11 protein-coding genes are annotated in these 13,636 nt (G+C 72.8%); all 11 read right to left on the reverse strand.

Features of this window, described 5'->3' with window-relative positions; all coding sequences use genetic code 11:
* Positions 1–36: 36 nt before the first annotated feature.
* The 11 genes from moeZ to JKV81_RS08310 all read right to left on the reverse strand — a co-directional run bounded on the left by moeZ (position 37) and on the right by JKV81_RS08310 (position 13,629).
* Positions 37–1,215 (reverse strand): adenylyltransferase/sulfurtransferase MoeZ, encoded by a 1,179-nt coding sequence (gene moeZ, locus JKV81_RS08265; RefSeq protein WP_124274576.1) that lies wholly within the window; start codon positions 1,213–1,215, stop codon positions 37–39.
* A gap of 84 nt (positions 1,216–1,299) precedes the next feature.
* A complete protein-coding gene (locus tag JKV81_RS08270; RefSeq protein ID WP_202075282.1) occupies positions 1,300–2,142 on the reverse strand; it encodes a spherulation-specific family 4 protein in 843 nt (280 codons plus the stop codon).
* On the reverse strand, positions 2,130–3,095 hold the full coding sequence (locus JKV81_RS08275) for an NAD-dependent epimerase/dehydratase family protein (protein WP_129265345.1): 966 nt from the start codon (positions 3,093–3,095) through the stop codon (positions 2,130–2,132). Before JKV81_RS08275 ends, JKV81_RS08270 begins: the two co-directional genes overlap by 13 nt.
* A gap of 132 nt (positions 3,096–3,227) precedes the next feature.
* On the reverse strand, positions 3,228–4,424 hold the full coding sequence (locus JKV81_RS08280) for a hypothetical protein (protein WP_202075283.1): 1,197 nt from the start codon (positions 4,422–4,424) through the stop codon (positions 3,228–3,230).
* A 34-nt stretch (positions 4,425–4,458) separates the two neighbouring features.
* A complete protein-coding gene (locus JKV81_RS08285) occupies positions 4,459–6,309 on the reverse strand; it encodes a DUF3492 domain-containing protein (RefSeq protein ID WP_202075284.1) in 1,851 nt (616 codons plus the stop codon).
* A 189-nt stretch (positions 6,310–6,498) separates the two neighbouring features.
* Positions 6,499–8,139, reverse strand: coding sequence for a dipeptide ABC transporter ATP-binding protein (locus JKV81_RS08290; protein ID WP_202075285.1), 1,641 nt, complete (start codon positions 8,137–8,139; stop codon positions 6,499–6,501).
* On the reverse strand, positions 8,136–9,125 hold the full coding sequence (locus JKV81_RS08295) for an ABC transporter permease (RefSeq protein WP_202075286.1): 990 nt from the start codon (positions 9,123–9,125) through the stop codon (positions 8,136–8,138). The genes JKV81_RS08290 and JKV81_RS08295 overlap by 4 nt, the downstream gene beginning before the upstream one ends.
* Complete coding sequence (locus JKV81_RS08300; protein ID WP_129265340.1) at positions 9,122–10,129, reverse strand: ABC transporter permease; 1,008 nt, start codon at positions 10,127–10,129, stop codon at positions 9,122–9,124. The genes JKV81_RS08295 and JKV81_RS08300 overlap by 4 nt, the downstream gene beginning before the upstream one ends.
* 2 nt (positions 10,130–10,131) lie before the next feature.
* A complete protein-coding gene (locus JKV81_RS08305; RefSeq protein ID WP_202075287.1) occupies positions 10,132–11,871 on the reverse strand; it encodes an ABC transporter substrate-binding protein in 1,740 nt (579 codons plus the stop codon).
* A 209-nt stretch (positions 11,872–12,080) separates the two neighbouring features.
* Positions 12,081–12,176, reverse strand: a complete 96-nt coding sequence (locus tag JKV81_RS36780) for an Ms4533A family Cys-rich leader peptide (protein WP_315985674.1) — start codon at positions 12,174–12,176, stop codon at positions 12,081–12,083.
* Positions 12,177–12,264: 88 nt separating this feature from the next.
* On the reverse strand, positions 12,265–13,629 hold the full coding sequence (locus tag JKV81_RS08310) for a DUF3152 domain-containing protein (RefSeq protein ID WP_202075288.1): 1,365 nt from the start codon (positions 13,627–13,629) through the stop codon (positions 12,265–12,267).
* Positions 13,630–13,636: the final 7 nt, after the last annotated feature.

The following is a 13,636-nucleotide window of genomic DNA, read 5'->3' on the forward strand; positions in this document are numbered from 1 at the left end:
CCCTCCGGGCGGACGGCGCTACTTTCAAAACACGCCCTAGTAGACCGGCTTCTCCGGCTCGACCTGGTTGACCCAGCCGATGACGCCGCCGCCGACGTGCACCGCGTCGGCGAAGCCCGCCGACTTGAGGACCGCGAGGACCTCGGCGCTGCGGACACCGGTCTTGCAGTTCAGGACGATGCGCCTGTCCTGCGGAAGGTCCTGGAGGGCGTTGCCCATCAGGAACTCGTTCTTCGGGACCAGCCGGGAGCCCGGGATCGAGACGATCTCGTACTCGTTCGGCTCGCGGACGTCGATGATCTCGATCTTCTCGTCGCCGTCGATCCACTCCTTGAGCTGCTTGGGAGTGATCGTGGAACCGGCCGCCGCCTCCTGGGCCTCCTCGGACACGACGCCGCAGAAGGCCTCGTAGTCGATGAGCTCGGTGACGGTGGGGTTCTCGCCGCAGACCGCGCAGTCGGGGTCCTTGCGGACCTTGACCTGGCGGTACTGCATCTCCAGCGCGTCGTAGATCATCAGACGGCCGACCAGCGGGTCACCGATGCCGGCGAGCAGCTTGATGGCCTCGTTGACCTGGATGGAGCCGATGGACGCGCAGAGCACGCCCAGGACACCGCCCTCGGCGCAGGACGGAACCATGCCGGGGGGCGGGGGCTCCGGGTAGAGGCAGCGGTAGCAGGGGCCGTGCTCGGACCAGAAGACGGAGGCCTGACCGTCGAAGCGGTAGATCGAGCCCCAGACGTACGGCTTGTTCAGCAGGACCGCGGCGTCGTTGACGAGATAGCGGGTGGCGAAGTTGTCCGTGCCGTCCACGATCAGGTCGTACTGGGCGAAGATGTCCAGCACGTTGTCGGCTTCGAGCCGCTCCTCGTGAAGGACCACGTTCACCAGGGGGTTGATCCCCTGCACGGTCTCCTTGGCCGACTGGGCCTTGGACTTGCCGATGTCGGCCTGGCTGTGGATGACCTGACGCTGCAGGTTCGACTCGTCGACCTCGTCGAACTCGACGATGCCGAGCGTGCCGACACCGGCCGCGGCCATGTACATCAGGGCCGGCGAGCCGAGGCCGCCGGCTCCGACACAGAGCACCTTCGCGTTCTTCAGCCGCTTCTGTCCGTCCATCCCGACATCCGGGATGATCAGGTGGCGGGAGTACCTGCGGACCTCGTCGACGGTGAGCTCAGCAGCTGGCTCGACCAGGGGTGGCAGCGACACAGGAACCTCAACAATGCAGGTGGTCGGTTTCTACGTACTTCATCTACGTACGGTTGTTCTCCCGTAACACTGCCACGCCGCTCCTCATTCCGAGATACCAGGTCCGATCCGCGAGACGAATTCGTCCCAGTAGCTGGGCAGTGCCGCAAATGGATCGGTTTGCCCCTGCACTCCGTTCCGGTTCGTTCCGTCCCGGTCCGTGAAGAAGATCGTGCCCGCGCCCTGCCAGCGCGCGATGCGCATGGCCTCCTCCAGGTGGGTGCGCGGGACGCCGTGGACGAAGTGGGCGAAGCGGCCCGGTTCGTACGCGGCGGTCCACTCGGCCACCTGGGACCAGCGGTAGTCCGTCCACGGCCCCCGGAAGGTGACCAGCTGGTCGGCGGCCTCGGCGTAACCCGGGTGCGGGTGGGTGCCGTGGCCGAGGACCAGCCGCCCGCCCTCCTCGTCCGCGCTGTCGCTGTCGGCCAGAAGGGCGGAGAGGGTGCTGGTCAGGCGGCGGACCGGCTGGAGCCCGTCCCGCCCGGCCGGGCAGTGGTCCAGGTAGAAGCCGCCCACGCGGTACCAGTCGAGGTAGGACTGGGCGTCGGCGATCAGCTCGCCGAAGGGGCGGCCGCCGAAGGCCAGGTCGAGGTGGCCCAGCAGCCTGCCCCCGGAGGCGCGCACGGTGTCCTCGGGGGCCTCCCCGTGCAGAGCGCGCTCGCGGGCGTTGCGCAGCCGGCCGGCGGCCTCCAGGCAGTGCGGGTCGGGCCGGGCCCCCGGCCCGTTGTCGATGTTGAGGACGGCCCAGTGCAGCGGGGTGCCCGGCCGGTTGAGCCCGGCCCACTCGGCGGGCGCGAGCAGCGGGTGCGCGTATCCGGGAATGCCGACGCCGAGCTGCTCGGCGCCGCCGGTCCGCAGGGTGGAGCCGGTACTGGTCAGATGCGGCACGCCGCCTCCATCCAGATGTCGGCGAGGGACTCCTCCAGATTGATCCGGGGGCGCCAGCCGAGCCGGTCCCTGGCGGTGCGCACATCGGCCTGCTGCCAGGCACCGCAGCCGTCGGGGTAGGGCGACGGGGTCGCGGCGAGGTGCTCCACGATCGATTCCGAGGAGGCGCGGGGGGCGCCGATGGGGAGCCGGCCGGGGGGCGTGTCGAGCTCGTGGAGCGCGCCCGCGTAACCGGCGACCCTGGCGAGGACCGCCGCCGCGTCACGCAGCCGTACGGCCCGCCCGGTGCCGATGTTGACCACGCCCTGGGCGGCGGAGAGCGAGGCGGCGTGCACGGCGCGCGCCACATCCCGTACGTCGACGAAGTCACGCTGCACCCCGAGGCCGCTGAGCTTCAGCTCGGGGTCGCCGGTCTGCATGGCGCGGCGCATGGTCTCGGCGAGCCGGCCGAGCGGGGAGCCGGCCGGGGTGCCGGGCCCCACCGGCGAGAAGACCCGCAGGACGACCGCGTCGAGACCCGAGCCGAGGACCAGCTCGGTGGCGGCGAGCTTGCTGACCCCGTACGGCCCTCCCGGACGCGGTACGGCGTCCTCGGCGGTGGACGAGCCGGGCTGCGAGGGCCCGTACTCGGAGGCACAGCCGACCTGGACGAGCCGCGCGCTGCACCCGCTGCGGCGCATCGCCTCGCAGACGGTGGCCACGGCGACGGTGTTGTGGCGGGTCAGGTCCCGGGCACCGCCACGGGTGGCACCGGCGCAGTTGACGACGACCCCGGGGTGGACGGCGTCCAGGAAGCGGGTGAGCGCTCCGGGGCTGCCGCCCGCGAGGTCGAAGCGCACATCGGCGTCGTCGCCGCGGCCGAGTGCCGTGAGGTGCACGGCGGGGTCGGCGAGCAGACGGTCGGCGACGAAGCGTCCGAGGAACCCGTTGGCTCCGAGCAGCAGAACCCTCATCGCGCGCCCCCTCGGTGCCGACGGCGAGCTGCCGGTGCGGGGGATTGGGGGGTCATGTCGGTGTCTCCTTGAGGAAGTGGTGTGCGGTACGGGGAGACCCGCGGCGTCGGCTCCGCGGGGGTGGGGCGGGGCCTAGGCGGCGTGGGCCGATGCCCGGGTGAGGGTGACCGATGCGTGGACCAGCAGCCCGAACGCGGCGACACCGCAGGCCAGGACCGGTACACCGGCGGGGCCGGCTGCGGTGAGCACGGCGTCGACCGGCCGGGCGAGGAGGCCGAGACCGGGCAGCCGGCCGGCCAGGACCAGGAAGGGGGCCGCGACTTCGACGGCGCAGGCCGCGGCGAGCCCGGTGGCGGCCGGTTCCGGGAAGCCGTGGACGGCCAGCAGGCGGGCCAGGAAGAGCAGGGCGCCGAGGGCAGCGGGTCCCAGGAGGCCGCCGCCAGCGCCGGGATGGCCGAGGCGGGCGAGGAACAGCAGCGCGGTCAGCGCGCACAGGAAGAGCGCGACCGTGCCGAAGAGCAGGGGGCGTACGCCCGCGCCGAAGTCCGACAGCCCGTGGGACCCGGCGAGCCGGCGGCGCGCCTGTACGGAGAACAGGTGGGCGCACCAGGCCCCCGGGGCCAGCGCGAGCGTGAGCCCGAGCAGGGGGGCGGGCGCGGCGGTCCAGTGGCCGTCGGGTCCGCCGCTGACGACCTGGGCGAGCAGGTCGTCGCCGTACACCGCGTAGCCGAGGAGCCAGCAGACGTACAGCGTGACGCCTCCGGTGCCGTCCGGGGCGCGCAGCGGCCCGGCGCGCAGAGCGAGCCGGAGCCCGAGGACGACGAGCAGCGCCCCGGCGGCCGTCACGGCGAACCGGGCCTCGCCGCCGAGCACCCCCTCGGTGACCCTGAGGGCCCCGGCGGTCGCCAGGCAGGCGGCGCCGGGCAGCAGCGCCTGGAGCGTCCAGCCGGCCCGCGCCTCCCCGCCGGGGTCCGGCTCCGTGCCGGGGGTCCGGGGGGCGGGCCTGCCGGCTCCGGGGACGCGGGCGTAGAGCTCCTCCGCGAGGGAGAAGACGTCGCGGTGCCGGTAGCGGGCGGCGGCGCGGTCGGTGAGCCCGTGCGCCTCCAGGCCCGCGGCGATCTCCAGCGGGTCCACCGCGCGCTCGCAGAGCTCCCGGTGGCGGTGCATGAGCACCTTCACGGGGTCGGCGGGTCCGCGCCTGACCACGGTCCTGCGGGCGGGGTGGTAGGCGATCTCGGGTGCCCGGACGGCGGAACGGACCGCGCTCCTGCCCTCGTCCGCCGGCTCGCCCCCGGCGTCCTGGTCCGGGGCGTCGTTAGGTCCGCCCATCGGGGCTCCTCCGTGGTCGTGGCCCTTCATGTCGTCACGCATCGCCGTCCCCCGCCCCGGGTGCGCCCGCGCACACGCCCTCCGCGTCGAGCGCCCAGCTCGGCACCCGCGAGGCACCGGCGGCGGCCGGGGCGCCGACGGCCACTCCTGCGGTCGGCCGGGCGGCCCCCGCGGGCAGCGCACCGGCGATCCGTCCGGGTGGCAGGGCGCCCAGCACATGGGCCTCCGGCGGGGTGGCGAAGGGGCGCGGCGGGCCGGCCGGGTCGCCGGGATCCGGCGGTGTCGCCCAGCGGGACGGGGCATGGCCCACGAGGTCCAGGTAAATGCCGCGAAATGCCGCGAGGTTCTGCTCGACGGTGAAGAGTTCGAGCGCCCTGGCGCGCGCCGCCGCGCCCAGGCGTGCGCGGCGCTCGGGGTCGCGCAGGAGCGCGACGCAGGCGTCGGCGAGCGCCCGCGGATTGCGCGGGGGCACCACCAGTCCCGTACCGCCGACGACCTCGACCACGGCGCCCACGTCCGTCGACACCGTGGCCCGGCCGCAGAACATCGCCTCGACCAGGCTGATGGGGAAGCCCTCGACGACGCTGGAGAGCACGACGACGCCGCCCGCGGCGTAGGCCTCGGCGAGGTCGGGCACCTCGGGGCCGCCGATCTCCTCGAAGGTCACCGGGTTGTCGCCCACCGCGTGCGCGTCCGTGGCCTCGTCGGGGAAGAGCTGGGCGGCCAGCGCCCTGCACTGGGCGAGGTAGGTGTCGCCCTCGGCCCCCTGGACCGGCGCGCCGAAGATCCGCAGCCGGGCGTCCGGTTCGGCCCTGAGCACCTCGGCGAAGGCGTGGAGCAGGGCGATCAGGTCCTTGGCGGGTTCGATCCGCCCGATCCACACCAGCGTGGCGGGGCCGCCCTCGTCGTCGCCCTCCCCCACGGCCGCGAACCGCTCCGCCTCCATGCCCGGGTAGACCGTGCGCAGCTTGTTCCGGTCGGCGCCGAAGCGCTCCTGCCAGCGGCGGACATGGGTGTTGCCGGGGGTGATGAGCGCGGCCTGCCGGTAGACCTCGGAGGCGAGCAGCCCGTGGAAGTTGGCCAGCAGGGCGCGCACCGGCGCGCCGAGCGGCGCTTCGGGCGCCGCGAGGTAGTGGGCCCGCAGCGGCACGGCGTGCTCCGTCACCAGCAGGGGTACACCGAAGAAGCGTTTGGCCAGCAGACCCGGCAGAGCGGCCGCGCCGCCCGACGCCGCGTGACAGAGGTCGACCGCGCCGAGGCCGTCCTCGTCGTACCAGTCGAGGGAGAGGGGACGCAGGGAGCGCTCCAGCTCGGCGACGAAGGCGAGGTAGTCGGGGACGGTGGCACCGTGCACGGTCCGCCCGGTGCCCGGGGCGCGGCAGGCCGTCTCCACGATGCGTACGGTCGTCTCGGAGCGCAGGGCGTGGTGCAGTCCGCCGCCCTCCCCGGCCAGTTCGGCGAGGCCGTAGAGGCCGTCCGTGAAGAGGCCGGCCGCCGTCCCGGCGTCCACGCCCTCGGATTCCGGACCGGTCTCCGCGCCGGCGCAGACCGCGCCGACGAGTGCCGCCATGTGCGCCGTGAAGCGCCGGCGGTCCCGCCGTCCGTACGAGCGCCCCAGGCCGGTGGCGAGTCTGCCCGTCAGTCCCCGGGGGCGGCCGGTGTGCCGCGTGTCCTCCGAGAAGTGCGTCCACATCGCCGCGGTCCGCACCCGGCCGACCCGGTCGGGGAGTCTGACCCAGCCCTGCTGTTCCTGGTCGGCGGAGCGGCTGAGCGCGAAGAGGTCGAACTCGTGCTGGGGAAGACCGCGCACCAGACGGTCGCACCAGAGTCTGGACTCACCGGTCGCATACGGATAACCACCGTCCGTGAGGAGTCCGATCCGCACGAGCACACCCCCGATCTCCCTTGTGGGCGGCCGCCGTTGATCGGCGACTCGCAGCGGGACGACCGTATGCGGATTCATGGGTGGTGCGACGGACGGTTGTCCGTCACACCACCGAAAGGGGTGAACCGGAGTAACTTTCCCGCCCCAGTCGCGTTCTGTTGCGATAGGCAGGGGTTCGGTGACTCAGGGTCAGGCTGCGGCCAGCTCCGAGCGGGTCGCACGGCGTGCCGCGGCGTGTGCGGGGTCCAGCGCCGGCACCGCCGCCAGGAGCTGCTTGGTGTACGGGTCCTGGGGCGAGCCGTACACCTCGTCGACGGCCCCCTGTTCGACGATCCGGCCCTGCCGCATCACCGCGACCCGGTCGCTGACCTGCCGTACGACGGCCAGGTCGTGGGCGATGAAGACGAGTCCGATGCCGAGCTCGCGCTGGAGCTCGCCGAGCAGGGCGATCACCTGGGCCTGGGTGGTGACGTCGAGCGCGGAGACCGGCTCGTCGCACACGATCAGCTTCGGTTCGGCGGCGAGCGCACGCGCGATGCCGATCCGCTGGCGCTGACCGCCGCTGAACTCGTGCGGGTAGCGCTCGTACCGGCTTCCGTCGAGCCCGACCCGTTCCAGCAGTTCACGCACCCGGTCGCGGATCCGGGTCTCGTCGCTCTCCCCCGCGGCCCTGAGCGGATCGGCCACCGACTCGCCGATCGAGCGGCGCGGGTTGAGCGAGGCGACCGGGTCCTGGAAGACCATCTGGAGCTCGCGGCGGTGCGGGAGGAAGGCCTTCTCCGAGAAGGAGCCGATCTCCTCGCCGGCGTACCGGAGCCGGCCCGACGTCGGGTCGAGCAGCCGGACGAGCATGCGCCCGAGGGTCGTCTTGCCGCTGCCGCTCTCGCCCACGATGCCCAGGGTCTCGCCGGCGTGGACGGTGAGCGAGACCCCGTCCACGGCGGTGACGCGGCGCGCGCCCCGGCCGAACTCACGCCGGAGGTCCACGGCTTCCAGGAGCGGTGCGGCGTCCGGGTCCGCGGCCCGCGGTCCGGGGACGGCCGCGCGCTTCTCGTCGATCCGGGGCACCGACGCCAGGAGCTCGCGGGTGTACGGCTGCCGGGGGGCGCCCAGCACCTCGGCGACGGGGCCGCGCTCCACGGCGCGGCCGTGCTGCATCACCAGGACGTCGTCCACGCTCTCCGCCGCGACGCCCACGTCATGGGTGACCAGCAGGAGCCCCATGCCCGTCTCGCGGCGCAGTTCGTGCAGCAGGTCCAGGATCTGGGCCTGCACGGTGACGTCGAGGGCGGTGGTCGGCTCGTCCGCGACGATCAGCCGGGGTTCGCAGGCCAGGGCCATCGCGATGAGCGCCCGCTGCCGCATCCCGCCGGAGAACTCGTGCGGCCGGGACCGGGCGCGGCGGGCCGCGTCCGGGATGCCGACCCGGTCCAGGACCTCGACGGCCCTGGCCCGCGCCGCGCGCCGGGAGGCGGAGTTGTGCACCCGGTACACCTCGGCGATCTGGTCGCCGACCGTGTAGTACGGGTCGAGTGAGGAGAGCGGGTCCTGGAAGACCATGGCGGCCTTCGCGCCCCGCAGCGCCCGCAGTTCGGCCTCGCCCGCCGTGCCGACGTCCGTGCCGGCGACCCGGACGGTCCCGGTGACCCGGGCGCCGGTGCCCCGGTGCAGCCCGAGCAGCGCGGAGGCGGACGCGCTCTTGCCGGAGCCCGACTCGCCGACGACGCCGAGGGCGGCGCCCGCCTCCAGGGTGAAGGAGAGCCCGTCCACGGCGCGGACGGTGCCGAAGTCGATGGTGAGGTCCTCGACCTGGACCAGCGGTGTTGTCATGACAGGACCACCCGTCGGTCGGCCAGCGCGTACAGGAGGTCCGCGACGGCATTGGCGAGCACCACGAAGAACCCGGTCACCAGCACCATGCCGACGACCACGGGCAGGTCGACGACCTTGACCGCGTGCACCAGTTCGCGCCCGATGCCCGGGATCCCGAAGAGGGACTCGGTGAGGACGGCGCCGCCGAACATGGAGCCGAAGTCCAGGGCGCTGAGCGCGATCACCGGGGCGACCGCACCGCGCAGGGCGTGCCGCCGCATGATGGCGGGCTCCCCGACGCCGTACGCGCGGAAGGTGCGCACATGGTCCTCGGCGAGCGTCTCCAGCATGGAGCTCCTGGTCAGCCGGGCGTATTTGGCCGACTCGATGAGCGCCAGGGACACCCAGGGCAGCAGGAGGCCCCAGGCCCACTGCTCGGGGTCCTCGGTGAAGGGCACGTACGTGGGCGAGGGCAGCCACTGGAGCGTGGAGCAGAAGATGATGATGAGCAGCAGCCCGATGACGAAGACCGGGGTGGCGATGCCGGCCAGGGTCAGCCAGGTGAGGACCCGCTCGGTGATCCGGCCGCGCCGCCACGCGGACAGCACGCCGGTGCCGACGCCGAGCAGGATCCACAGGGCGAACGCGCCGATGACGAGCGATCCGGTGACCGGCAGCTTCGTCAGGATCAGCTGCATGACCTGCTGGTCGCTCTGGTACGAGACCCCGAGGCAGGGGGCGGCGCAGTGCTCCACGCCCGTGCCGGTGGAGAAGTCCCGTCCGGCGACGATGCCCTGGAGGAAGTGCCAGTACTGCGTGTACACGGGGTCGTCGAGCCGGAGCTGCTCGGTGACCTGGGCGACCTGGGCGGGTGAGCAGCGTGGGCCGCAGGCGATCTGGGCGACGTCGCCGGGGGCCACGTAGAAGACCGCGTACAGGATGACGGTCAGGGAGAGCAGCACGAAGACGGCGCCGCCGAGGCGCCGCAGCAGGAATCCGGTCACGACGCCCGCTCCTTCGTACGTTCCCCGCGCTCCTCGCGTCCGGTGCCGATCCGCAGCCGGGAGGCGGCCCGCGGGTCGAGTGCCGTGCGGACGCCCTCGCCGAGGACGGTCAGCGAGAGCACGGTGACGAAGAGCAGCCCGGCGGGGATGAGGAGGTAGGTGGGGGCCGACTGGTACCAGGTGTCGGCCTCGGTGAGCATCTGTCCCCAGGACGGTGTGGGCGGTTTGATGCCGACGCCGAGGAAGGACAGGGCCGCCTCCACGGTGATGTTGACGGGGAAGAGCAGCGCGGCGTACGTGATGACGGGCGCGGCCAGCGAGGGCAGCAGTTCGCGCCGGGCGATGCTCCACCGTCCGCGGCCGGCGAGCCGGGCCGCGGAGACGAAGTCGAGGGACTTCAGGGCGAGTGCCTGGGCCCGGACGATCTTCGAGGTGCCCGCCCAGTTGATGCCGCCGATGACCAGCGCGATCAGGACGGGCCGGGGGAAGGAGGGCGGCACGATCGCCAGCAGGGCGAGGGCGATGACCATGAGGGGCAGGGCCACGTTGATGTCGGTGATCCTGCTGAGGACCTGGTCGATCCAGCGGTTGCCGAGGGCGGCCGCCAGTCCCACGACCAGGCCGATGGCGACCTGGAGGACGGTGGCGGCGACGGCGACGCCGAGCGAGACCCTCGCTCCGTACACGACGCGGGCGAAGAGGTCGCGCCCCGTCTGCGGTTCGACGCCGAACCAGTGGTCGGCGCTGATGCCGCCGAAGGAGCCGATGGGTACCCCGCCGGCCGCCGAGTCGACGAGGTCGGGGTGGTAGGTGTCGGGGTCCTGGCCGGCGAGCGCGGCGAGCAGCGGCGCCGCGAGGGCGGCCAGGAGGAGCAGGAGGACCACGGCGGCGGCGACCGCGGCCGCGCGCTGTGCGCGCAGCCGCAGCCAGAACTGCCGGGCCCCCGAGGCGGGGGCGGCGACCGGCGCCGCTCCCGCCTCCTGGACCAGAAGTGCTTCCGACATGGTTACTTGACCGCGGCCTGCGAGATGTCGAGCACGCCGGTCCAGTCGCTGATGACCACGTTCTTCACGTCCTGGCCGAAGAGCCGCTTGTAGACCGGGTGGAAGAGCGGCACCGTCAGCGCCTGCTCACCGATCTTCTTGTCGAGCGCGCCCCAGCGCGTGGCGGCGGCGTCCAGGTCGGTGAGCTTGTTGATCTCGTCGATCTCCTTGTTGACCGACGCGTCGTTCAGGAAGCCGGTGTTGAAGTTGGCACCGTCCTTCACGATCTGTCGGCCGTCGAAGATCGGCGCGAGGAACGGGCCGCCGGAGGGCCAGTCGGCTCCCCAGTGGGCGAGGAAGAAGCCGGGCTCCTTGGACGCGCTGTGGATGGTGTCGGAGTAGTCGTTGCTCTCCAGGCCCTTGAGCTCGACGGTGATCCCGGCCTTCTTGAGCGCGGCCTGGAGCGCCGTGGCGATCTCCGGGCTGGTCTCGAAGTCCTTGTCGTTGGAGTGCGTGAGGGTGACCTTCAGGCCCTTGGGGTAACCGGCCTCCTTCAGCAGCTCCTTGGCCTTGGAGGCGTTGCCGGTCCCGCCCGCCGGGAAGTGGTCGTACGGGGTGTAGCCGAAGGACTTCTGGTTCGGCAGGTAGGTGGTGGCGGGCTCGGCGAGCGAGGAGCCGCCGGCCGCGTTGATCACGGAGGAGCGGTCGACGGCGTACGAGATCGCCTGGCGCACCTTGGGGTTGTCGAACGGCTTCACCTTCGGGTTGAAGGCGATGTAGTTCGTGTAGCCGAAGTGGCCGGTGCCGACGCGGGCGGCGAGCTTCTTGTCACCGGAGACCTTGGCGAGCTCGGCCGGGCCGAGGTTGGTGTCGGTCGTGACGGCGGCCGCGTCGACGCCCTGCGAGGCGGAGAGCCGCTGGTTGATGACGGCGGAGTCCAGGCCGGAGCGTACGTCGATCTTGTCCGGGTAGGCCTTGCGCTCCTCGTCGGTCTCCGCCGACCAGTGCTCGTTGCGCTCCAGGACGAGCCGCTCGCCGTCGTTCTCGTTCGTGACGACCTTGTACGGCCCGGAGGAGACGGGGTGCTCCTCGTACTTGGTGCCCGTGTCCTTGGCCTTCGGCACCGGGGTCGTCTGGGTCTGGGTGGCGAGGAAGGGGAATTCGCCCTCGGGCTTGTTCAGGTGGAAGACGATGGTCTTGTCGTCCGGCACCTCGATCGACGCGAGGCCCTTCTTGTCCTTGTACGGGCCCTGGTAGTCGGCCCCGCCGATCAGCCAGTCGCGCAGGTAGGGCGCTCCGCCGGACAGCTCGGCGGCGAAGGACCGCTCGATGCCGTACTTGATGTCCGCGCTGGTGATCGCGGTGCCGTCCTCGTACTTCAGCCCGTCCTTGAGGGTGTACGTCCAGACGGTGGCGTTCTTGCTGGGCGTGCCCAGGTCCGTGGCGAGGTCGGGGACGACCTCGGCGCCCGCCGCACCGTTCTCACGGTTGCGGGTGGTGAGCGTACGGAAGACCAGCGAGGGGACGTTGCCGCCGCCGGAGGTGTAGAGCCGCGCCGGGTCGAAGTCCTCCTGCGGGTTGCTGTTGAGGACCGTGAGGGTGCCGCCCTTCTGCGGCTTGCCCGAGGTGCCGGAGCCGCCGCTTCCCCCGTCGGCGTCGTCCGAGCTCTTGGGGCCGGCGCAGGCCGCGAGACCGGCGACCAGGGCGAGGCTGACGGCGGCGGCGGTTGCCACACGGCGCGATATGACGGACGGCTGACTCATCGGAAGATGACCTCTCGGTGTGCTGCGGCGGGAAGAGACGGGACGGGATGTCCGCGGCGGCGCAGCGGGTCCCGCCCCGCTGAGGGGAGAGGGACCGGATACCGGAATGCCGCGCCTGCGGACGGAGTACGCCCGGGCGCGGCAGAGATGGGGCCGAGGAGCCCGGAAAGAGGGGCTCGTCAGGGTGCCGACGCGCGCTCGAGCAGGCGTCAGCGACAGAGAATGTCGGCTACGCAGTGCCCGGCCACGCCGAGGAGCGCCAGCTCAAGGGCGGCGCGCTCGGAGGATGCGGGGCTGCGTGACATGCGGAGAAATATCTACGACCCCTCTCCCGATGTCAACGCGCACTGAGACGGCCGTCCCGCCATCCGGACAGGACGGTCCGACCGCGGCTCAACTTCCCGGATACACCCAGGGGTTGGGGCGGCACTTGATGCCGTCCAGGTCCAGGGTCTTGGTCTGCTGCTGCATCACGGGCGCCAGGGCGCCGGGGGTGCGGCAGCTCACATGGTTGTGGCCCAGCCGGTGGCCGACCTCATGGTTGATCAGCATCTGACGGTAGGGCAGAAGCTTGTCCGGCCCGAAGGTCGAGGCGCCCTGCGCCCAGCGGTAGGCGTTGATCATCACGCGGTCGGTGGCGGCGGAGTCGCAGGAGACGTTGTCCTCGGTGGTGTCCAGGCCCGACTTCTCGCACCACTCCGCCGTGGTCCCCGGACTCGCGAGGGTGATCACGAAATCGGGCTGCCCGGAGGAGATCCGCTCGAAGGTCATGGCGCCGTTGTGCGCCCAGCTGCGGTCGTCGTTCAGCGTCTTCTGCACGGCTTCGGCGAAGAGTCCGGCGTCGAGGCCGAGCCCCTTCTCCACATCGATGCGGTACCGGTGCTTGGTCCCCTTGCCCGGAGCCTTCGCCAGCCCCGCCACCGCCTCGAACGCTCCGGACCCCTTCAGGTCCGCGGCCAGCGGGAAGGGGGTGGCCATCTTCTGCGCGTACGACAGGGGCTTGACCTGCTCGCGCGACTTCGCCTCGGGAGTGGACCGGTCCACCGAGCGGGAGGCGTCCCCGGAGTCCTGGCGGTCGACGCCGGTGGAGGACGGACCGTCCGTGGTGCTCCCGGAGTCCTGCGCCACCTGACCGGCCACCACGACGGCGAGCACCGTGGTCACGGCGGCGGCGGCGATTCCGGTGAACACGCGGCCCTTGCCCCCCTTGGCACCCTGGGTCTCCGCACCGTCCGGGGTGTCGGGGCCGCCGGGCTCCATGGAGGTGGCCGCGGCGCTCTCGCCGGTCTCGGGCTCCTCCGGCCGGAGCGGGGGCGCGGGGCGTGAGGGCGCGGTGTCGAACGCCTCCAGGAACTCCTTGCGCGGGCCCGGTATCAGCGTGGCGCTGCCGGTCTGCGGCCCGGCCGTGGGGCGCCGTCCGGCCGCCTGCTGGGCGGCCTGCTGCCGCGCCACGGCGGCCTGCCTGGCGCGGAAGAGCTCCTGGGCGCCCGGCCCGTCCGGGTCGCGCCGGCTGTCGTACTGCGGCTGCGGTCCCGTGCCCCAGCCACCGCCCGGCTCGCGCTGCTCGGGGTGGCCGCCGCGCACCTGCGGGGCGTCGTGGAACGGGGTGCGGCCGTCCCGCGGAGGAGGCGGCGCGGGGGCTTCCCGCCCGCGCCTGCCGGTGCCGCGCTCCACACCGGTGCCGGTGCCGGTACCGGTGCCCGGGGTCCCGGTCTCGCGCCGGGTGACCCCGGGGCCCTTTCGACTGTGTCGTCCCACGCCCCGG

It is taken from the genome of Streptomyces silvae (genome assembly GCF_016745505.1).
In the GTDB taxonomy this organism is placed as follows: Bacteria; Actinomycetota; Actinomycetes; order Streptomycetales; family Streptomycetaceae; genus Streptomyces; species Streptomyces silvae.